General features: G+C 41.7%; 21 protein-coding genes. 12 read left to right on the top strand and 9 right to left on the bottom strand.

Annotation, left to right across the window (positions count from 1 at the left end; translation table 11 throughout):
• The first annotated feature begins 330 nt into the window (after positions 1 to 330).
• The 3 genes from ABJF11_RS13390 to ABJF11_RS13380 are packed head-to-tail and all read left to right on the top strand — an operon-like array spanning position 331 to position 2,727.
• Positions 331 to 1,566, top strand: coding sequence for a pyridoxal-dependent decarboxylase (locus ABJF11_RS13390; protein ID WP_348120381.1), 1,236 nt, complete (start codon positions 331 to 333; stop codon positions 1,564 to 1,566).
• Positions 1,559 to 1,942, top strand: a complete 384-nt coding sequence (locus ABJF11_RS13385) for a DUF423 domain-containing protein (protein WP_348120380.1) — start codon at positions 1,559 to 1,561, stop codon at positions 1,940 to 1,942. The genes ABJF11_RS13390 and ABJF11_RS13385 overlap by 8 nt, the downstream gene beginning before the upstream one ends.
• Positions 1,943 to 2,001: 59 nt before the next feature.
• Positions 2,002 to 2,727 (top strand): hypothetical protein, encoded by a 726-nt coding sequence (locus tag ABJF11_RS13380; protein WP_348120379.1) that lies wholly within the window; start codon positions 2,002 to 2,004, stop codon positions 2,725 to 2,727.
• A gap of 74 nt (positions 2,728 to 2,801) precedes the next feature.
• On the opposite strand, the gene gyrB is transcribed toward ABJF11_RS13380, so the two are convergent.
• Positions 2,802 to 4,772, bottom strand: a complete 1,971-nt coding sequence (gene gyrB, locus ABJF11_RS13375) for a DNA topoisomerase (ATP-hydrolyzing) subunit B (protein WP_348120378.1) — start codon at positions 4,770 to 4,772, stop codon at positions 2,802 to 2,804.
• Between the two features lie 239 nt (positions 4,773 to 5,011).
• Here gyrB and murB point away from each other — a divergent pair, with 239 nt between their 5' ends.
• From murB to ABJF11_RS13360, 3 genes are all read left to right on the top strand, one after another.
• Positions 5,012 to 6,031 carry a UDP-N-acetylmuramate dehydrogenase gene (gene murB, locus ABJF11_RS13370; RefSeq protein WP_348120377.1) on the top strand — a complete coding sequence of 340 codons (1,020 nt, stop codon included), beginning with the start codon at positions 5,012 to 5,014 and terminating at the stop codon, positions 6,029 to 6,031.
• A gap of 63 nt (positions 6,032 to 6,094) precedes the next feature.
• Complete coding sequence (locus ABJF11_RS13365) at positions 6,095 to 6,655, top strand: TetR/AcrR family transcriptional regulator (protein WP_348120376.1); 561 nt, start codon at positions 6,095 to 6,097, stop codon at positions 6,653 to 6,655.
• Between the two features lies 1 nt (position 6,656).
• Entirely contained in the window at positions 6,657 to 7,793 is a 1,137-nt protein-coding gene (locus ABJF11_RS13360) for an MBL fold metallo-hydrolase (protein ID WP_348120375.1), read from the top strand.
• 12 nt (positions 7,794 to 7,805) lie between these two features.
• On the opposite strand, the gene ABJF11_RS13355 is transcribed toward ABJF11_RS13360, so the two are convergent.
• Genes ABJF11_RS13355 through ABJF11_RS13345 form a run of 3 tightly spaced genes read right to left on the bottom strand, consistent with a single transcriptional unit; the run spans position 7,806 to position 10,615 of the window.
• The gene (locus ABJF11_RS13355) at positions 7,806 to 8,858 is read right to left on the bottom strand and encodes a VWA domain-containing protein (protein ID WP_348120374.1); all 1,053 of its coding nucleotides are present in this window, start codon (positions 8,856 to 8,858) and stop codon (positions 7,806 to 7,808) included.
• Positions 8,851 to 9,744, bottom strand: a complete 894-nt coding sequence (locus ABJF11_RS13350) for a hypothetical protein (RefSeq protein ID WP_348120373.1) — start codon at positions 9,742 to 9,744, stop codon at positions 8,851 to 8,853. The genes ABJF11_RS13355 and ABJF11_RS13350 overlap by 8 nt, the downstream gene beginning before the upstream one ends.
• Complete coding sequence (locus ABJF11_RS13345; RefSeq protein WP_348120372.1) at positions 9,737 to 10,615, bottom strand: DUF58 domain-containing protein; 879 nt, start codon at positions 10,613 to 10,615, stop codon at positions 9,737 to 9,739. Before ABJF11_RS13345 ends, ABJF11_RS13350 begins: the two co-directional genes overlap by 8 nt.
• A gap of 53 nt (positions 10,616 to 10,668) precedes the next feature.
• Between ABJF11_RS13345 and ABJF11_RS13340 the strand changes: the two genes are divergently transcribed.
• From ABJF11_RS13340 to ABJF11_RS13330, 3 genes are read left to right on the top strand one after another with little or no spacing between them, the layout of a single operon-like run.
• Complete coding sequence (locus ABJF11_RS13340; protein ID WP_348120371.1) at positions 10,669 to 11,109, top strand: DUF4296 domain-containing protein; 441 nt, start codon at positions 10,669 to 10,671, stop codon at positions 11,107 to 11,109.
• Between the two features lie 21 nt (positions 11,110 to 11,130).
• Complete coding sequence (locus ABJF11_RS13335; RefSeq protein ID WP_348120370.1) at positions 11,131 to 13,518, top strand: endonuclease MutS2; 2,388 nt, start codon at positions 11,131 to 11,133, stop codon at positions 13,516 to 13,518.
• Positions 13,518 to 13,751 (top strand): cytochrome b5 domain-containing protein, encoded by a 234-nt coding sequence (locus ABJF11_RS13330; RefSeq protein ID WP_348120369.1) that lies wholly within the window; start codon positions 13,518 to 13,520, stop codon positions 13,749 to 13,751. Before ABJF11_RS13335 ends, ABJF11_RS13330 begins: the two co-directional genes overlap by 1 nt.
• A gap of 29 nt (positions 13,752 to 13,780) precedes the next feature.
• Here the strand turns inward: ABJF11_RS13330 and ABJF11_RS13325 are convergent, their stop codons facing one another.
• Together ABJF11_RS13325 and ABJF11_RS13320 are read right to left on the bottom strand one after the other, a co-directional pair.
• Positions 13,781 to 15,214, bottom strand: coding sequence for an ATP-binding protein (locus tag ABJF11_RS13325; protein WP_348120368.1), 1,434 nt, complete (start codon positions 15,212 to 15,214; stop codon positions 13,781 to 13,783).
• 204 nt (positions 15,215 to 15,418) lie between these two features.
• A complete protein-coding gene (locus tag ABJF11_RS13320) occupies positions 15,419 to 15,979 on the bottom strand; it encodes a hypothetical protein (RefSeq protein ID WP_348120367.1) in 561 nt (186 codons plus the stop codon).
• Between the two features lie 155 nt (positions 15,980 to 16,134).
• On the opposite strand from ABJF11_RS13320, the gene ABJF11_RS13315 reads away from it, so the two are divergent.
• The 3 genes from ABJF11_RS13315 to ABJF11_RS13305 all read left to right on the top strand — a co-directional run bounded on the left by ABJF11_RS13315 (position 16,135) and on the right by ABJF11_RS13305 (position 18,492).
• Complete coding sequence (locus ABJF11_RS13315) at positions 16,135 to 16,977, top strand: N-acetylglucosamine kinase (RefSeq protein ID WP_348120366.1); 843 nt, start codon at positions 16,135 to 16,137, stop codon at positions 16,975 to 16,977.
• Between the two features lie 137 nt (positions 16,978 to 17,114).
• On the top strand, positions 17,115 to 17,930 hold the full coding sequence (gene murQ, locus ABJF11_RS13310; protein ID WP_348120365.1) for an N-acetylmuramic acid 6-phosphate etherase: 816 nt from the start codon (positions 17,115 to 17,117) through the stop codon (positions 17,928 to 17,930).
• Positions 17,923 to 18,492, top strand: coding sequence for a hypothetical protein (locus ABJF11_RS13305; RefSeq protein ID WP_348120364.1), 570 nt, complete (start codon positions 17,923 to 17,925; stop codon positions 18,490 to 18,492). The genes murQ and ABJF11_RS13305 overlap by 8 nt, the downstream gene beginning before the upstream one ends.
• A 22-nt stretch (positions 18,493 to 18,514) precedes the next feature.
• Here ABJF11_RS13305 and ABJF11_RS13300 read toward each other — a convergent pair whose 3' ends face one another.
• The 3 genes from ABJF11_RS13300 to ABJF11_RS13290 form a co-directional block, all read right to left on the bottom strand.
• Entirely contained in the window at positions 18,515 to 20,098 is a 1,584-nt protein-coding gene (locus tag ABJF11_RS13300) for a DUF4157 domain-containing protein (RefSeq protein ID WP_348120363.1), read from the bottom strand.
• A gap of 98 nt (positions 20,099 to 20,196) precedes the next feature.
• Positions 20,197 to 20,661, bottom strand: a complete 465-nt coding sequence (locus ABJF11_RS13295; RefSeq protein ID WP_348120362.1) for a hypothetical protein — start codon at positions 20,659 to 20,661, stop codon at positions 20,197 to 20,199.
• A 30-nt stretch (positions 20,662 to 20,691) separates the two neighbouring features.
• Positions 20,692 to 21,357: a hypothetical protein gene (locus tag ABJF11_RS13290; protein ID WP_348120361.1), complete on the bottom strand. Its 666-nt coding sequence runs from the start codon at positions 21,355 to 21,357 to the stop codon at positions 20,692 to 20,694.
• Positions 21,358 to 21,449 lie beyond the last annotated feature (92 nt).

The raw sequence follows: 21,449 nt of genomic DNA, 5'->3' as shown, positions 1-21,449 counted from the left end.
CAAGTTTTAATAATCACGGAATATTATTATTGAAAATGGGAATATCACACGCTTTTGCGGCATTAAATACCGTAAAATAATTGTGTCTTTTTGACGACAAATCAAAGTTAATTTTCGAAACAAAATTATATTTTGTGAATTGATAAAATGACAACTTTTACCCGATCGTTTGACATAAAAATAGAACTTGAATAAAAAAACGGATTGGAATATTATTCTTGAATTTAACTGGATTGTCATTTTAAATTCTCCTGCATGGAAAACATATGCTTTGATGGTTTTCGAATAAGTGTAAGGGTTAAATTTGTGACGCTTAAAATTTAGGATAACATGCATTGGGAAAAGTACAGTAGGCAAAAAATAAACAGTGTCGTTTTTGAGGCGATTGGAAATAACCTGAACTACCGGGATTCACCCCCAATAGGATTACCAGCCTCATATCTAGACTCTAAGGTCTTCTATTCGGATGCTCCTTTTTTGGGTGATGCTCCATTTATGAGCACGATGGTAGCCAATCCAAATCACATTGGATGCCATACACTAGGGGATTCTGAGCCTGTTTTTAAAGGTACGCAGCAGCTAGAACGAGAGCTTATTGATATTTGTGCCACGCAAATTTTTGGTGCAGAACCGGACTCTGTCGATGGCTATGTGGCCTCTGGTGGCACTGAGGCCAATATTCAGGCATTTTGGGTGATGCGCAATTATTTCATGGAAGTGCATGGTGCTTCATTGGATGAAATAGCGATTGTATATTCTGCTGATGCACATTATTCTATGCCTAAAGGGGGCAATCTACTTTGTATACAGTCAATAGTAGCTGATGTAGATCAGGAAACACGCCTCATTGATCAGGACCAACTAAAAGCAAAATTAAAAGAGGCCGAAAAGCAGGGCATCAAAAATTTTATCGTGGTGATGAATATGTCTACAACCATGTTTGGGTCGGTAGACGATATGGCCTCAACAATAGATTCGCTGGAGTCACTTGGGTTGAATTTTAAAATCCACGTGGATGGAGCTTATGGAGGGTTTATTTATCCTTTTTCTACAGAAGACCCCTTATACTCCTTTCAAAACAAGCATGTGATCTCGTTTTCATTGGATGCGCACAAGATGCTACAGTCTCCATATGGTACTGGCATTGCTCTGATTCGGAAGGGGTACATAGAGTATGCTATGACCAAGGAAGCCAACTATGTAAAAGGGAAGGACTATACCCTGGTGGGAAGCCGCTCTGGTGCCAATGCAGTAGCAATTTGGATGATACTACGAGCCTATGGATCAGCAGGTTGGAAGGCAAAGATAGAGGAGCTACTTGATCGTACTGAGTGGCTCTGTGCTCAATTGACCAAACGCGGTCTGAAATTCTATAGGCATCCTAGAATGAACATTGTGACTTTGAAACCAGAGCCTATTTCCCTTTCTTTGGCTGCCAAGTATTTCCTCGTGCCAGATGACCATGAGTCACCTTCCTGGTGGAAAGTAGTAGTGATGGATCATGTGACGGAAGGCATATTGGACCAATTTTTAATAGACATTGATAAAGAATTGAAAAATGGCTAAGCAAGCATTGCTCCTCGGGAGCATTTTTGGAGCGATTTCGGTGATCATTGGAGCCTTTGGTGCACATGCGCTGAAAGACCTTCTGATAGCTAATGGTAGACTGGAGGTTTTTGAAACTGCTGTACGCTATCAATTTTTCCATACATTGGCTTTACTTGTTCTTGGCCTTGTGAATGGACAGGTCGCCGAGAAATGGCTGAAACGAGCAGTTTATTTCTTTACCGCCGGAATTGTCGTCTTTAGCGGATCCTTATATATTTTGAGTATTAGCAATATTGGATACTTTGGCGCTATCACTCCTGTAGGCGGTGTTTTTCTGATTTTAGGCTGGATATCGCTGGTTTTAGGTATTGACAGGCAAAATAAAATTGGATAAATTAGGTTCTTATGGATGCATGGGGGCTAACCTCATATCTATAACTAACTTAATTTATTATGAAAAATCATTTACTTATTAGCGGCTTGTTCACTGTGGCCGCATTGATCAGTTCATGCAGTGATGATGATGATTCGGGTTTCGGAGATATTCCTGAGGCCTTGGAAGGTACCTGGAATTCAGTTGAATTGACTATTTCGGGGTGTGAAGACGATTCAGACAACGGCACCTGTTCTGTAGGCTGTCTTTCATTCATTTTTACTGAAGAAGGCGCATTTAGCGGTTCTTTAAACGGGCAGACTATTTTGGGCACGGTCACAGCCAACGAAAATACTTTACGCCTATGTGATCCCACTGGAGAATGTACGGACGTGACCTATGACATTGGCGAACTGGTGACCACAGTATCCTGGACTGATAGCGAAGATGGGTGTACTTATACCGGAACCATCGTACAGCCAGAATTTCCTTCTGAACTCGTAGGTACCTGGGTATCCGAATCAGCTACAGCTACGGGATGTGACGATGATTCTGACAATGGAACCTGTACTCAGGATTGCCTGACATATACGTTTTCCTCCACAGGAGCCTTTAATGGTACATTTGCTGATGAGCCCGAACGAACAGGTTTTGGATATGCCAATGGCAGCACGCTCAACCTTTGTTGGTCGGGTGATTTTGGATGCCAGGCGGTGACTTATTCCATAGACGGCAATACTGGTGATGTGAGCTGGGACGACAATGAAGACGGTTGCTCCTATACAGCTTCGATTACCAAGCAGTAATAAGCGAGATAAGACATAAAAAAAAGGACTTCTAATCAGAAGTCCTTTTTTTTATCGTGTCTTTGCGTAAAATATTAAACGTCTACGTTAGCATATTTAGCATTTCGCTCAATGAATTCTCTCCTAGGGGCAACTTCATCACCCATCAATACGGAGAATAAATGATCAGCTTCAGCCGCTGACTCTATGGTCACTTGCTTCAAACTTCGATTTTCAGGATTCATAGTAGTAGTCCAAAGCTGCTCCGGGTTCATTTCTCCAAGACCTTTATATCTTTGAAGTCCTACAGACTCTTCCTTGCCTTCTCCGGCCAATTCTCTTGTGACGCGTTCTCTATCATCTTCTGACCACGCATATCGCTCTTGTTTACCCTTTTTGAGGAGGTATAATGGAGGCAGCGCAATATACAAGAACCCGTTGTCTATTAAGTCTCTCATATATCGGAAGAAGAAAGTCAGGATCAAAGTTCGGATGTGACTACCGTCGATATCCGCATCCGTCATGATGATTACCTTGTGATACCTCAGCTTCTCCATATTCAGCGCTTTTGGGTCTTCTTCGGTACCGAATTTTACACCAAGTGCGGTGATCATGTTCTTGATCTCCTCGTTTTCGTAGATTCTGTGTTCTTGTGCTTTTTCTACGTTCAGAATTTTTCCTCTCAACGGCAGTATGGCCTGGAATTTCCTGTTTCTTCCCTGCTTGGCAGATCCACCAGCAGAGTCTCCCTCTACCAGATATATTTCGCATTCTGCGGCATCTCTTGACGAGCAATCGGCCAACTTACCTGGCAACCCTGAGCCGGACATCACATTCTTACGCTGTACCATTTCCCGAGCCTTACGGGCTGCTTGTCGGGCTTGTGCAGCGAGGATTACCTTCTGTACAATAAGTCTGGCTTCCTTAGGATTCTCTTCCAGGTAGTTGTTGAGAATTTCGCTTACGCTGGTATCTACTGCACCCATCGCCTCTGAGTTACCCAATTTGGTCTTCGTCTGACCTTCAAACTGAGGCTCCTGTACTTTCACTGAAATGATCGCAGTAAGTCCTTCTCTGAAGTCATCGCCTACAATTTCCACTTTGGCTTTTTCGAGTAGCCCTGATTTGTCCGCGTATGATTTCAAAGTACGAGTAAGTGCCCTTCTGAAACCCGCAACGTGTGTACCGCCTTCTATGGTATTGATATTATTGACATAGGAAACCACATTCTCAGTATATGATGTGTTGTAAGTCAGCGCCACTTGTACAGGTATATCACCTTTTTCGCCTTCCATGTATACTGGTACGGGGATTAGTTTTTCTCTTGATCCGTCGAGATAATTGACGAATTCTACCAGACCACCTTCCGAAAAGAAATCTTCGAAGAGATATTCTCCATTTTCGTCTTTTTCTCTTTTGTCAGTGAGCGAGATTTTAATTCCAGCGTTAAGAAAAGAGAGCTCTCTCAGTCTTGTGGCAACGGTATCGTATTTGTATACGCTCTCGGTAAATATGCTGGTATCAGGTAGAAAATGTACGAATGTACCTGTGATGTCGGTGGTGCCAGCCTCCTTTACAGAATACTTCGGAATACCTTCTGAGTACTCTTGCTTATAGATTTTACCACCTCTGTGGACGGTGACCTCAAGCATGGATGAAAGTGCATTGACACAAGATACACCTACACCGTGTAGTCCACCAGAGACCTTGTAGGTGTCTTTATCAAACTTACCACCTGCATGTAATACAGTCATGACTACTTCCAGAGCAGATCGTCCTTCCTTCTCGTGCATGTCTGTAGGAATGCCCCGGCCGTTATCCGATACTGAGACAGAATTGTCTTCATTGATAGTCACTGTAATTGTATCACAATGTCCAGCCAGAGCCTCATCTATAGAGTTGTCTACTACTTCCCAGACCATGTGATGCAAGCCCTTGAACCCAACATCACCAATGTACATCGCAGGTCTTTTTCTTACCGCTTCCAGTCCTTCGAGGACGGTGATATTACTTGCTGAATAATCACCTTTTTGTGCTCCGCTCTTTTGCTTCTTTTCTTCGCTCATTTGACGTTTTTTGTATTCTTCGTTCGGGATATTTTTTATCTGAAATGATTTCCAATCAATAGTCTTAATCGATTACTGAAACAGGACTCAAATTACCCGAATAAAATCTGACAAAAGTACGAATTTCTGAGTCCCCAAACAGGTGAATTTTTAACATTTTTCTAATAAAAACTGAGATAATTTTTTGTGTTGGGTAAATTGCAACTGCTAAGTACCTTATCTGATAATTTCACAGCGGCATGTTGCAAATATTAAAGCAAATCTCACTTAAAAAATTCAATACTTTTGGAATAGAGGCTGTCGCCGAAAATTTCATTGAAGTCACTAATAATCAGGAGATTGCTGAGGCCATTGAGTGGGCCAGAGATCATGATATGAAGCCGATCTTGCTCGGTGGAGGATCAAATGTCCTAATGACAGTACCCACCTATCCGTTGATCATCCTGAATCGACTGACAGGTATCAAAATAGTTGATGAAAACGCAGATTATGTTTGGGTTGAATCTGGTGCAGGAGAAGTTTGGCATGAATTGGTATTACACTGCATCGAAAATGGGTGGGGTGGTATTGAAAACCTATCTCTTATTCCCGGTACCGTAGGAGCAGCGCCTATGCAAAACATTGGTGCCTATGGAGTGGAGATTACGGATGTATTTGAATCTTTGTCCGCACTGAATTTATCTACACTGGAAATCTCAGACTTTTCTAAAGCGGACTGTTCTTTTGGCTATAGAGAAAGTGTATTTAAAAAAGAGCTGAAAGGCCAATATTTTATTACTTCAGTCACCTTAAAGCTAAGTAAGCAACCTAAGGTGAATACGAGTTATGGAGCTATAGAAAACGAACTTAGCAAAAAGAGCATAATTAATCCGTCGATAAAACAGGTCAGTGATGCTGTAATAAGTATCAGACGTTCCAAACTGCCAGATCCACAGGAAATTGGAAATGCCGGCAGTTTTTTCAAAAATCCAGTGATTACCACGAGTCATTTTGAAGAGCTCCGTCAGACTTACCCAAATATGCCAAACTACCCACAATCTGATAGACTGGTCAAAATCCCTGCTGGGTGGCTCATAGAGCAATGCGGTTGGAAGGGTAAAAAAGAAGGTGAGGTCGGTGTACATGATAAACAGGCGTTGGTGCTGGTGAATCATGGCTGTGGTAAGGGTCAGGCGATCCAGGATTTGGCTGGCCGTATTCGAACGTCGGTCCTTGACCAATTCAATGTGGATATCATTCCTGAGGTTAATATTATTTAATTTATTCTAAGGTAAGCAACTTACATGATGATCATCCGTTCACTGACTGAGTAATCACTCATTATGACTAAAAAAGAAAAAATAATGGAGGCAGCCATTCGGCTGTTTTGTTCATTGGGATTTCAGAATACTTCGACCACGAAGATCACAAAAGAGGCTGGCGTTGGTACCGGAACATTATTTCTTTATTTTAAATCGAAAGATCAACTCGTGAATGACCTTTATCTGGAAATAAAGAAGGAGATGCAGGTCTACCATCATGTATTCTCAAATTCAAATCTGGCGTTCAAAGATCAGCTCAATACTTTTTGGGTTGAGGTTGTGCACTGGGGACTTGCCAATCCGGACAAATTTAAATTTCTCATGCAATTTAAAAACTCACCCTATCTGACAAGAATTACAATGGATGAGGTGAGCGAGGATCACAAATTTGTAGCTGAGGTGATGCAAAAGGCAATTGCTGATGGATTGATAATCAATCAGCCTTTCGAGTTTTTGATGGCCTTATTTACGAGCCAATTCTTATCAATCATCCAATACCTCACGCTGCAAAATAATGACCAACAAGAGGCACTGATTCAAACCTCGTTTGAAATCTTATGGAATGGGATTAAAAAAAATTAACATGTTTAAAATTTTAAAAATGACTTTATTTTCTATTCTGGCTGCTATCGTGGCTTTAGTGATCTTCGTGATCATATTCTTTAATACCGCACCGCAAATAGGAGAGAAGCCATCTGGCGAACTGCTTGAGCGGGTCGTGGCATCGAAACAGTATAAGGAAGATAAATTTCACAATGCTGTAAAAACCAACACCGAATTCCCATTCTTGAAATACTTCACAGTGATGTATCAAATGATGACCAACACCAAAGGACGAGAGCCCGAGAGGCAAATCAAAACAGTTGCATTTGATGCAGAGCAGTGGGAGTCCAGATCTGAAGATGAGATTATGATGAGCTGGTTTGGACACTCTTCGGTTCTGATAAAAATGCAGGGGAAGACAATTTTGGCTGATCCGGTATTCGGTGATCGCGCCTCTATGTTTTCATTCATGGGGCCGAAAAAATTTGACTACTCTCAGCACATGGACGTAAGCCAGCTTCCAGAAATAGATTTGGTAATTATCTCTCACGATCACTACGATCATCTGGATTATCCGACGATTACTCAACTGATAGACAAGGTCAATCTGTTTTATGTGCCACTTGGTGTAGCTGCTCATCTAGAAAGCTGGGGTGTCCAATCATCCAACATTAAGACCTTTGATTGGTGGGATACGGCTGATTTAGCAGATAGTCTGAAGTTGACATTTGCGCCGACGAGACATTTTTCAGGTCGCGGTCTTACGGATAAATTTGCTACCCTTTGGGGATCCTGGGTGATTGAAGGCAAGACTCAAAAGATGTATTTCAGCGGTGACTCTGGATACTTCGATGGCTTTGAAGAGATCGGCAATAAATTTGGACCCTTCGATTTGGCACTGATCGAATGTGGAGCCTACAACGAGGACAATTGGCCAGATATCCATATGCAACCTGAGCAGTCCGTGCAAGCAGCCTTGGATGTGAAAGCAAGAGTAGCTATGCCGATTCATTGGGGAAAATTCAATCTGGCTCTGCATTTATGGAAAGACCCAGTAGAGAGATTTATTGAGGCAGCCAATACCAACGAGCTACAGACGCATACGCCACAAGTCGGAGAAATAATTTCTATTCCTGCAGAAGTTCGAAAGTCTAATTGGTGGGCGAATTATAAATAGTCAATTCGATGGCTAATCCTGAAGGATATTGCTTACAAAGGTAGACTTGAGCAGCATCCAAAGAAGGAAGAAACAGATGCCCCACTTGAGGTAAATACTGTAGAAGTCTGTAGTGTCTCTAAATCTGTTTTCTTTGATTTCTGCCTTTTCGAATTTATCGATAAGGGCGAAAACGCTTTCCAGCGCTTTGTTGTCAGATACTCGATAAAATTGTCCCTGACCAATTTCAGCAATCTTTCTAAGTGTTGTTTCATCAAGCGTGTTTTCTACATAGCGAGTACGACCGAAAAAATCTTTGCCAAACGGCACTTTACCCTCTTTGCCAATGGCTATCGTATAGATCTTGATATTGTAAGCGCTGGCTAACTCAGCCGCGGTGATAGGGTCAATATTCCCTGCAGTATTGTCGCCATCACTGAGTAGAATCAGCACTTTGGATTTGGATTCTGATTCACGCATTCTGTTGGTAGCGACTGCCAGCGAACTCCCAATAGCCGTTCCTCCCTTCTCAATCAAGTCGAACGAAATACCATCTATATACTCTCCAAGAAGTTCATAATCTGAAGTCAGGGGAGAGCGGGAGTAGGCTTCACCAGAAAACACCACCAATCCAATTCTGTCTTGAAATCTACCGCCAATAAACTTGCGTGCTACGTCTTTTGCTGCTTCAAGTCTATTGGGCCTGAAATCCTCAATTTGCATGGATTCTGAAATATCAATCACCAGCATGATATCGATTCCCTCTGTCCACTGTTCCACCTTTTCATTAGTTTTTTGAGGCCTGGCTAACGCAATTATGATAAAGGAGACGAAAAGACAAAAAACTAGATTGGGAATATGACGAAGCATTGCAGATGGACTCCACTTGATATCCTTGCTAATAAGAGCAATAGCGAGATTTTTCTTTTTGCTCAGACTCCACACCCACCATATAAGAATGAGCAACGGCAGCAATAAAAAGCAGTAGAGGAGGATCGGGTTTTCCCATTGAAAATTTTCAAATGTGCTTGGTTTTAGCCAATGCCAGGCATACCAATCTTTAGATTGATCCAGTTGTTCACCCATTTTTCACCTCCTTGACCTTGGTTTGATATCTAACTAAAGTAAAATCTTCAAGAGCCTCAAAGTTTTTGTGCATTTCTTCGCTGTCAATGGCCCCATAAATGGACATATCTATATTTTGCAGCACCTCTTTGAGTTCTTGTTCAAATCCCATTTGTAATATTTCTTTAGAGGTGTATTTGGTGAAAGGTCTGTCCTCAATTTTTTCCATGTACTTTTTCCAAATCACCAATTGCTCCTCTATTAGAGCGGTGTTGGTTTCACTTTGTTTGATCTTGATGATCCCTCTTTCGAACTGCAGCGAAAACTTCTCGTAGGCCTTTCTCATGCGATAAAGCTTGATTTTGTCACGAATGGATTTTCCAAAAACTAAAAAAGAACCGATGGCAAGTACAATAAAAATGCCTAAACCCAACATAAAATAAGGATAGTTGAAGGCATAGTCCACAACTTGAAAGCTTAGATTTTCTCTAAACTTTAATGAGTCAGGGACCTGTACGACTAGCTCTTTGAAAAGTACAGAGTCAGTATTGGAGCGAATAATGGTGCTGTCGTTGCCATTCAGCAGATAGACAGGCAACTGCAGTTGTTGGACTAGATCTATTTCAAATGTAGAGAGCCTATACACTGCACTATCAAATACATGAGTGCTGTCTGTCCTTGACGGGAAATATTGCTTCTCGTAGAATTCGAATGGAGCAAAATCATGTGTAGAATCAGGAAATATGACTTTCCACTCTTTCGGGTAGCGCACCGACAAAGAATACTGTATTTCTTCTCCTATCATCACGCTGTCCTGTTGGAATTTACCATATGGCGAAACTTCCTGTGCGAAAGTAGAAGAAAGAATTAAGCTGAATAATATGCCAACTGAAATGCTTTTACCCACTTTTCTTCATTTTATTTCTCACTTTAAACAGTCGAATTAGTTTAGGTACATAATCTTCATCTGTAAGAATGTTGACATAGTTGGCCTGATTTCGCAGGCAAAATCTTTCTAACTCTTGCTGCCTTTCGCCATATGTCTGATCCAGCAGCTTTCGAAATGATCCTGAGGAGGTGTTTTTCCAGATGGTTCTACCACTTTCCTGATCGTGAAGAGGGATTATCCCAAGATTGGGAAATGTAGACTCACGCTTGTCAGAGATCTGTATCACGACCAGATCATGTGATTTGGCTAGTGCCTTTAGATCATGCTCATAGTTTTCATCCACAAAATCTGAGATCAGAATAATCACGCTCTTTCGTTTCAGAAGATTCAGAGTGAAACGGATGCCATTGGCCAAACCCGTCTGTTTTGATTTAGGTTGCAGGTTGAAAATCGTTGACAAAATATTAAAAGAGTGCTTGAGTCCTTTGCCTGGTTTTACGTATTTTTCTTTCTGATCGGAAAAGCAAATCAAACCTACCTGGCTGCTTTCCTTAATTGCTGAGATGCTTAGTAGCGCACAAATCTCTTTGGAAATATCCAGCTTCTGTTGCCCTTCCTTGCCAATATTCTGAGAAGCGCTGACGTCCAGGATGAAAAATACATTCTGTTCTTTCTCCTCTTTATAGGTCTTTACAAAAGTTCCATGACCTTTGGCTGATACATTCCAATCTATGCTGCGGACATCGTCACCATATTGGTAGGATCTTACATCGTCGAATTCTAAACCAGAGCCTTTAAAAATAGAATGATAATCCCCTTGCATCTGGGAATTGATGGCCTTCCTGATCCTGATCTCATATTTCCTAAGCTTCTTGAGGATGTCCTTCATTCATTGTACTTTTGAGGCGCTAAAATTAAGGCTTTACTTAATAATTTGGGTTTGTGAAAAAATATTTTTTGTTAATAAATGTTATCGTCGGATTCGGATGTACTTCAACGGTAGAAAAGAAAGCAGCCATCCCTTCAGAATTGATGGTAGAGCTGCTGACTGATATCCATATCCTGGAGGCCAGAGTGGATAAACTTCGGCTGCCAAGTGATTCTGCACACATGATTTTTAATACGTTGCAGCAAGAGATATTTGATAAGTATGGCGTCGACAAGTCCAGTTACGAGGAGAGCTATCAGTATTACTTGTCTGAGCCGGCTGTGTTCGACGGTATCTACAATGTGGTGGTAGACAGCCTCAACGTGATTCAGAAAAGAGGCTACCAGGAGGATTCCGAACTTCAAGAAATAAATGATCCTGAAGTGTCCAAAGATTCTACAAAAGTCAACAGCACCACAAGAAGTTTGGTAGAAAAGCCAATTCAAGAAAAATAACATCTAGAACTACTCTCAATTTTGAATTCATATCCAAACGATATAGAAGTAAAATTAGGCTTTGATAAAGTGAAGCAACTGGTGAAGGATCGATGCCTCAGCTCCCTGGGAGAAGAGTATGTCGACAAACTAATGCTATCTATCCGTTCGGATAAAATAAATGAATGGATGGATCAAACGAGAGAATTCATGAAAATTCTCACCAGTGGAGATTCTTTCCCTCAATCCAATTATACAGATGTTAGCTCCTCGCTCAAACGATCAGAATTAGAAGGTAATTTCCTCGATGAAGACGAATTTTTTGAGGTCAAGTTAGTGATAGACACCCTCTTGAAAATGATTAAATTTTTCAAAAATAATCAGGAGGAATACCCTGTACTGGCCATTCGGGTAACTCCTATTTCTTTGGATGATCAACTTTACCTCGCTCTGGATAGGAAAATAGATGAAAAAGGGAAGCTCAGAGATGATGCCAGCCGGGAGTTGATGTCCATCCGATCGGCGATTTCTAAAAGTCAGATTAGAGCTCGTACGGCTGTCAATAAAATCTTGAAAGATGCGCAGAAGCACGGCTATTGCCCAGAGTCTCCTTCGTTGACGATTCGTGATGGCAGGATGGTGATTCCCCTACTGGCAGAGCACAAAAGACATATCAAGGGATTTGTACACGATGAGTCTGCCACCGGACAGACGGTCTACCTGGAGCCAGCAGAGGCACTGGAAATCAATAATGAAATCCGTGAATTGAAATATGCAGAGCGGCGAGAAATTATTCGAATTCTGACCGAGCTTACAGATCAATTACGTGTCAACTTACCTGAGATTAGAAAGGCCATCAAGGTACTGGGCACCATGGACTTTATTCGTGCAAAAGCTCGGTTTGGCCTCGATTTTAGCTGTACCTGTCCAGTGCTGTCTAAGTCGCAAAAGATACAATGGAAGCAAGCAAGGCACCCCATTTTGGAGGCTGCTTTGAAAGAACAAAACAAAAAAATTGTTCCGTTGGACCTGACACTATCCAGAGAAAACAGGGTTCTGCTGATCTCCGGACCCAACGCAGGTGGAAAATCTGTGTGTATCAAAACGCTTGGATTGCTTCAGTATATGGCACAGTGTGGAATCCCGGTTTCTGTGGGAGAGCAGTCGGAATTCGGAACGTTCCAATCGATTTTTATTGATATAGGTGATGAGCAGTCCATAGAAAATGATCTGAGTACTTACAGTTCGCATCTTACGAATATGAAGTACTTTCTCGAACACTCCACGCGCAACACGCTCTTTCTGATTGATGAATTTGGTACAGGCACCGAACCTCAGTTTGGCGGCGCTATAGCCGAGGTGGTATTGCTGGAACTGAATCGTGCTCAGGCTTTTGGCGCGATTACAACGCACTATGGCAACTTGAAAAAGGCCGCGGATAAAGAAAAAGGGATTGTAAATGCCGCCATGAAGTTTGATGTCAAACGGCTCGAGCCCATGTATGAGTTGGAGATAGGAAAGCCAGGAAGTTCTTTTGCGTTAGAAATTGCAGGCAAGATTGGCCTTAATCCTGACATGCTCAACAGAGCAAAAAAGAAAGCCGGGATATCTCATGTGCAGTTTGATCGACTGCTGAGCGAGTTAGAATCTGAGAAGAACCTTATAGCAAAAGAAAAGAAGGCGATTGAGGCCAAAAATTCCAGATTGACATTAGCCATTAAGGACTACGAGGATCTGAAAAAATACTTAGACAAAGAAAAAAACAAAGTCATCAAGCAGGCCAAAGAGGAGGCTTCAAGAATGATAGAGACCTCGAATAAGAAAATAGAGGCAACTATCAAGGAGATCAAAGAATCGAAGGCAGATCAGCAAAGAACCACCCAGGCCAGGGAAGCGCTGAAAGTACATGCCAAAAAAGTAGCTAAACCGGCGCAGCAAACAGAAGAGCCTAAAAAAGTAGATACCAGTCAAATTGAAGTAGGAGATAAGGTGCAGGTGAAATCTGGTGCCGTTGGCGAAGTCGAGAGTATCAAAGGAAATCAGGCAGAAATTTCTCTTGGGGGATTGAAATCCAGAGTGAAGCTCAAGGATCTATTAAAAATCTCCTCCAAAGAGTTTAAAAAATCTACAGAAAGCAGAGTGCAGCAAATGTCCGGTATCAATCTGAATGAAAAGATGACTGGCTTTAAGGCTACGCTCGATATCAGAGGTGTACGTGCAGAGGAAGCGATTGGGAAAGTTGAATATTACATAGACGAGGCACTTTTACTAGGTCAAAAAGAGGTGAAAATCCTTCATGGAAAAGGCCATGGTGTACTTCGCGAACTGGTACGTAATGTCCTCCGGGAAAACAATAAAATCATCAGCGCAAAAGATGAGCACGTGGAGCAGGGAGGTGCCGGGATCACTGTAGTCACCCTGGAAAACTAATGAAACTTCCCATCTACAGTCGCCAACAATTGGCTTTGCGCAATGGCCAGGATCGTGAAGAAATTTGGGTAGCCTATCAGAAAAATATTTATGATGTCTCCGCCTCCAGGCTTTGGAGAAAAGGGCAGCACTACGAGCACTGGGCGGGTCAAGACCTGACAGAAGAACTCACCGACGCTCCACATACTGGTAAGGTCTTTGAGAAGTTTGAGGTGATTGGAAGGTTGGTCTAACGTCAAATTATTAGTTATTGGATCTCCGATCATACGCCTTTCATATCCAGGGTATTCCTCCCGACGGTATAGGCATAGGTGGCTGCCGGAAAGAAGTGTAAATTGATACCTTCCAATTGCTGGCTTCCTTCTTTATCAATCGAAGTGACCAGCACATTCGATAATTTATTTTCCTGACTAAACTTCAAGAGACTTTTTAACCCTCTTGGTTTCTCAAAATACCTATTCGACCACTTTACTTCCAATGCCCAAATCGGTCGAAAATTGGATTCTGATAGCGAAACCATATCCACCTCTCCATTTTGCCATCTAGCATACCAAGGTGTGAACCAGTCCCTATGCATCCATTGTGCATAAATCGCGGTTTCCACCATATTTCCAATCATGTCATCTGTAGCGGAAAGTGGAGAAAATAAAGCTGCTCTAAGAGAAGGATTAGTTAGATAAATTTTGAAAAAATTATCTCTTTGAAATCGTTTTGAGTTTTGCCCAACTCTTTTCACTGTTTTGATTAAAAATGCAGATTCCAGATATTCGATATATGTTTTTATAGTTTGTTTTTTTACTCCGCCAGATTCCTTGCTTAAGGTCTCTAAGGAAAATTCGTTACCAGTATTGTATGCTATTGTTGTAAATAGCGAATACAATTCTTGCAAGTCTCTAATGCCGTACAAGCTAGGTAAGTCTCTCAATAATACTTTGTCAATAATGTCTTGCCTTATAAAACGCCCGGGGTTTGCTTGTATTTTTTCAGAAAATATCACCTCCGGATAACCTCCAAAATTGAGATAATCAATAAAGTGTCGATTCAATTCTTCAATATGAGTAGTAGAGTAAAAGGTTTTGTCAGAACCTTTCCATTGCACTTTTGAAGGAATGATTAGAGTATCTAAATTTTTTAGATGGACATATTCATTAAATGTAAGTGGGGGTAGCAGGAAATCTGTAAATCGCCCTGCTCCACTTTCCAGGCTTTTGTACTTTAGTGCAGCTGCCGCTGAGCCAGAAGCGATAAACTTGCATTTTTTATAGCTATCCACAAGGGATTTGAGATGCACTTCCCAATTTTTTAGATATTGGATTTCATCAAAGAAAACGAATAGTTCAGAAGCCTCATCCACCCCTGCTGCCTGGATGGCATATTGCAGCATTTCATCCAATCCTATATTAAAATAAACAGGACTTTCTACAGTAATAAATATTATCCTGTTCGGTGGAATGCCAGAATCGATTAAATCCTGAACTGTATGATACAACATCACCGTCTTACCGACCCTTCTGGGCCCCATCAGAATGAGAGCCCGCTTTATTTCAGTTTCGTAAACTTGAGGTTTGAAAAGATCAAAATATAATCTACGAGGCATTTCATTGTAGAAATCTTCAATTTCTTTACGAACCCACCATGGATTTTCGAATTTTAACCTATCAATTATTTGCTTCTCAGATACTGATTTTAATGACATCTTAAAATAAATATTATTTATAAATAAGAACTATATAATAGTCTTATTTACAATATTATACATAATTAAGATTAAAAAGCCTTTTTTTATGTTTTAAAACAAAAACTAATAAGGGCTTGCTGCTGTTGGTATGACAGGTGGTTTGAACTTCCTAGCTACTAATTTTCAGTATTATTTTGATGAGGTCGTCAGAGTATGAATACCTTACTCTTCTCTTCTTAGGACAAATTCAAAAGTGACTGGCCAGTAGTCGTCAGGGTCGGTGGCCAAATGATTATACTCGGTACTTTTAATTTCATTGCCATCTTCGGAGATGACCCATTCTACTTTTTCTTCGGCCTGAATTCCGCCTTTGGCAACGAAGGTGTCATACCCCTTGAAGGTACGGGTGGCAGAATCATAGTCCAAGGCGTAATCTACTCGACCCGGCCAGTTGTCATAGAGATATAATATCTGAAAGCTATCTTTTTTGATATGATAATTCCAGAAGGTGATTAAACTTCGATAGTCTCCATTGGCCTGAGTCCAGGTAGATCGCAGTTCAACGTACGAGTCTTTGAGGACTTTTTCACCTACAGCTTCGATTGTTTCATTCCGATTTTCAAGGCTTTTGTCTCTGGGAAAATATGCAGTCGCTGTACCTTGCCAGCGTCCTTCGAAATTCTCCAGAATACTCATAATTTCATTGGCGTCTGCCTTGTTCTGAGCAAAAGCTAAAGAACTGAATAAAATTATGGCTATGGAAAATATGAGTTGACGGATCATCTGAGTATTTTGAATTTTGATTCAATAATAAAGGGTGCGAGGGACAATTGAAATACCTTTCATTATTTTCTAACAACTAGAAATGAATCTTTATTTATTTGTTATTTTCGAACCTGGCATCGGACGATTGGATGCGCTAAATCTCTAGAAACTATATGATTCTAATTGCAGAAAGTGGCTCGACTAAAACAGAATGGAGAATCATTGATTCGAAACAAAGTGTTTTTCATGCACGATCAGGTGGGATCAATCCATACTATTTGGACGCCTCTGGCATTTTGGAGGTCATGCGAATGGGATTGATAGAATACATAGACGCACCGGTAAATGAAATTTACTTTTATGGAGCAGGGTGCTCATCTGTGAAAAACAAACAGACGATAAGGGATTGTTTCATGCAGCTTTTTCCTAAGGCTAAAATTGAGATCAATCACGATATGCTGGCCGCCGCGAGATCTCTGTGTGGGATAGAGAAAGGTATTGCGTGCATCCTGGGGACAGGATCAAACTCATGTTTGTATGACGGTATTGGTATCATAGAAAATGTAAGATCACTTGGATATATTTTGGGTGATGAGGGGAGTGGCAACTACTTGGGTAAGCAGTTTCTAACTCATTATTTTAAGAAGGAATTACCCGAAGCGGTTGCTAATCAATTCTATGAAGAATTCAATCTTGAGCCTCATGATATTCTGGAAAATATCTACCACCACCACATGCCAATTCTTTATCTGTCGAGCTTCTCAAAATTCATTTTCAAGTACTTGAAGGACCCAATGATATACAATATGGTCTACCAGGCCTTCAAAAAATTTGTAGAATTGAATGTAATGAAATACACCAACTACGCTGATTTGCCTGTGCATTTTACCGGGTCGGTGGCCTTTCACTATGGAGAGGTGCTACGCAAAGTAGGCGATGATCTGGGTATCAACATCCAGGAGGTGGTTGTCGGGCCAATCGATGGCCTAACTCAATATCACCAGCCAAAGCGATAATTCGAATTCAAAATTAGCTGTACATTCATTAGTTTGCTTAAGTCAATAAACCCGCCAGTTGCATAGAATAGAAAAGGTTTCTATTTTTTCTGTGCAATTAATTTAGTTTTTCCATTCTATTCCTTCAATTTTGAATCATGAATAGTACCACAGAATCCTCATCCAAGTACAGTGATTTACAAAAAATGACAGTTAACGAATTGTTGACTAACATCAATAATGAGGACCAAGGTGTACCACTAGCTGTACAAAAGACCATTCCACAGATCGAAGAATTGGTGACACAGGTGGTGGCAAAGATGTCTAATGGTGGTCGGCTTTTTTATATCGGAGCAGGTACCAGTGGGAGATTAGGAGTGGTGGATGCCTCAGAGATACCTCCGACTTATGGTTTGCCGCACGGCAAGGTGGTAGGGGTGATTGCTGGAGGGGATGGTGCCATTCGCAAGTCGGTGGAAAATGCGGAGGATGACCCAAACCAAGCCTGGCAGGATTTAATGGAATATGAAATCAATCAAGATGACGTGCTGATAGGAATTGCCGCTTCAGGCACTACACCTTATGTGATAGGAGGCTTGTCTAAAGCCAATGAAATGGGCTTGGTTACAGGCTGTATTACATGCAATGAAGGAAGTCAACTGGCAAAAACTGCTCAATTCCCAATAGAAGTGATAGTAGGACCCGAGTTTGTCACCGGTAGTACAAGAATGAAAGCAGGTACAGCCCAGAAATTGGTTCTCAATATGATTTCTACCACCACGATGATCCAGCTCGGTCATGTGCAGGGCAACAAGATGGTGGACATGCAATTGAGCAATGATAAATTGGTCGATCGTGCCATTCGAATGGTCATGGAGGAGACCCAGCTCGGACAGGCCGAAGCGGAAGTTCTGGTGGCCGAACATGGTTCAGTTCGCAAAGCAGTTGATCACTTCAGAAATTCTGATGCATAATATAGAACCCTATAGCGGCTGGTTAAAATATTATGAGTCATCCAGCGATGAGTTTTCACCATTTCATGGGTTAGAATACAATTATGATTTGTACTCCGAGACTATATATGGTTATTACATCGATCCGGGATGGGACAATATAGGCTCCGAAACCCTCTACGCTAAAATCTTATTCGCAGAATATGAAGCTGGCTATGTGGTGATAGAGTTCATCGGTGAGTGGAATGATGCTGTGCACAACGATGTGATGCATCTCAAACGAAATGTAATAGATGAACTTCATTTGGAAGGGATAAATAAGTTTGTACTGATTGGGGAAAATGTGCTCAACTTTCATGGATCGGATGATAGCTACTATGAGGAATGGTTTGAAGACATAGACGACGGTTGGCTTGTGGGTATCGGCTTCCGGGACTTTGTCATTGACGAAATGACTAATTATAATCTAGACAGTTATATCAACTTTGGTGGGCCACTTGAAATCTCCAATTGGCGTACACTAAAACCCCTAACGCTCTGTCAGCAGGTGGATGGTTTAATAATGAAGCGACTAGGAATGTGATGTCTGTACGATCAAATTGTACTTAATTCACTCTAAAGAAAGGGTTGTAGCCATCCCGCCACTTGTAATGAGCTGTAATGTATTTTCGATCATTTACCGGATCGTATACAAATCTGCTAAATCCTCCACCCATACTAAATTCTATATAGGCAGATACACCTTGACAAAGCGCATCGATTGCGCTCTGCTGAAGCGCTGGTGTACCGATCGGTGTTACATGGGCTGCGACGAGTGCATTGAATTCTGCTCCAAGAGGGTTAGGTCTGGCAGCATGTGGACCGGTGAAGCCTAGACGATCAGACCATGCAGGATCTCTCAATACACGTTTTAGTCTGTTAGACATGGCCGCTCGAATGGCAGCTCTGGCTGCAGGTACTACATCTACAGGTACAGCCACAGCTGGGAGCCATCCAGCGAGATTGGTGTGATTTCCCTGATATCTTATCCCGTTCTGTCGGCCTATTATTTCCGGGGCGAACTGGTCTACTGAGGAGAAGAAGTAATTCTTGTACTCAGCATTGGTCATCGCAATATTCCATCTGGCTCTTTCAGCAGCTATTTCTGCTAATCGGGCATTGACCTGACCATTTGTACCTCCATTCAATTGATTTTGTGCCACTTGAGTTGGGGCACCTTTTGCACGAGAGGCAGCCACTCCAGCCGCAGCGATCAAGGCATCGAAAACGTTTTGTTCTCCGGCATCCATCGCCATTTGATGATCGGCTCTAATGTTTGTAGTAAGGGCGGTTGTTATGGGAGCAGTCATTCCGGCAAGTAAACCGCCTGCTATGACCAAACCTCGATTGCCGTATTCAGCAACTATTGCAGCTCTGATGGCGGTGGCGAGTTGCGGGATATCCGGGTTGTTGAAATTCATGAGAGAAACTACTCCTCTTACATTTTGCCATTGTGCTCGAAAACCATTGAATGCGGCCATGGCCCAAAGAGATACTCTCAGGGCATCGAAAAACGGATCTACCTCAATTATACCATCTCTGTAGGCACCTGCCACCGGGTCATAATCAATGTGGTCCACAGTGATGGTGCGCTGAATCACAGCACTTCGTAGTTGAGAAGTGTGAAGTGCTGCTTTTGTTATAGTATCAGGTTCAGTTTGTAATCTACCGGTGCTCTTTAGTTGCAGAGCTCTGGCTCCCATCACATCAGCCTCTCTTTCCAATCCCGCGTCATCGTTGATGGCAACACCGCCTTTCATTTGTTTGGTGGGTCTTACCCTTCCTTGTTTTTGTTGGACGACATGCCACGCCTCATGTGGCAGGTGCCTCTCTTGTCCCGATGCGAGATGGATTTGCGACCCTTGAGCATAAGCATGCGCTTGAAGCTGGGCTGGTTTGGCAGAATTATAATGGACCTTCACATCGTCCAGTGAGTGACCAGAAAGCCCCTCAATACTAGCTTTTAGCTGATCAGGCAGGCCAGTTTGATTGGCTTGGACTTGCGGACTTTGATTAGCTTCAGATTGTAGTTTTCTTTGAATAGTGTGCTCCGGACGCAGATCATAAATGCGCGTAGATGAGTCGGACTGTTTTTTTTGAGTAGTGGTAGTTGCCTTTGATTCGGACGACTTCTTCGGATTGGCATACATGGTTAGGTAGGTTATTATTTTTATGAAATATAATAAATCTACCAGAAATTATTGATGCTGAAGATATATAATTCGTGTTTAGAGTACTTTATATCGTATCAGGTGGATATGGAATTCTCCCATACTTCTTTGATATTATTCATTTTAATTAAGAAGGGAATGAGCAATGCAATTTCAATACGAAAACTAAACCGAAATCCAGATTCATAGAATGGGATAATGAGCATTACAAATACGCAGATGAGAATACCGACAACAGCATCTACCTGAGCGAGTGAAATGGCCCAATCCTTTTCTGTCCATAGACTGATAGCAGTGATCCACTTCAATACAATTATAGCTGTTAGGCCTAATCCCACAATGGACAGCGGTTGGCTAGAATTTAGCCCATAGAGCGAAATATTGAATTGATATCCCAGAATTCCCATTACTAATCCTGCCGGAGCAAAAACACCAATGACAATGAAAACCCAAGTAAAGAATTTGATCCACCACGGAAGCAAACTTCTTCTCTTGACTTGACGCCTACTGAATTCAGCGTCAACAATTTCATTTTCTTCCATAGGATTTAATTTGATGGCTGGTTTTGAATTCTATTTAGTCTGTTTGACTAGTTTAGAACCGTGCCATGGACAATAGCTCCAACTACCGCTGTGTAGTTCATCACCCTTTGGACATTTTTTTCTCGGAACCAGAGAACCCAAAGGCAATCTCCAGTTAAATTTATGACCGTTGAAGACAACCGAAAACTTCCCAGCCGTTTCAGGGTCTAGCACTGCATCGCCATTAATCTTCTTGTTGGAAAAGACATAAAACTCAATGTTTTGCCCCATCTGACCGATCATGTTGGCCAATGTTGGTTTTAGAATATTGAGAAGATTATTTGTGTTGTCCGGGAGTGTGGTTTTATCTATAGACTGGTATTCGATTCCATCCTTATCTATTATCTTGATTTCGGTGGTTTCCTGATAAGTAAAACCGAGAGTACCAATATTTCCGTCCAGACAGGCCATTATAGTATAGTCATCAACACTACTTATGATCTCCTCGAGTGCCTCAGGGGTGAAGTTAGGAGTTCCCTTTGCGGTTATTTCCCAATACTTGGTGGGAATCCACCAAACCATTTTCATATTGCTGTCTTCTTTTTTCCATTGCTGTAGGTCTCTGATGAGATCCATTATGTCGACTTGTTGCTCTTGACTGAAAGTGGGGTGGAATGACAGGCTGATCAGTGCAATTCCGATTAGAATCTTCTTCATGTGTAGTTAGTTGTTACAAGTCTGATAATCTCACGTTTAGTCAATCAAATAACAGAGATGATGTTTTGATTGAATGTATCGGTCAATATATT

It is taken from the genome of Reichenbachiella sp., assembly GCF_039941815.1.
Taxonomy (GTDB): domain Bacteria; phylum Bacteroidota; class Bacteroidia; order Cytophagales; family Cyclobacteriaceae; genus Reichenbachiella.
The sequence above is the reverse complement of the archived record's forward strand: the minus strand, read 5'-3'. Positions and strand labels throughout refer to the sequence as shown.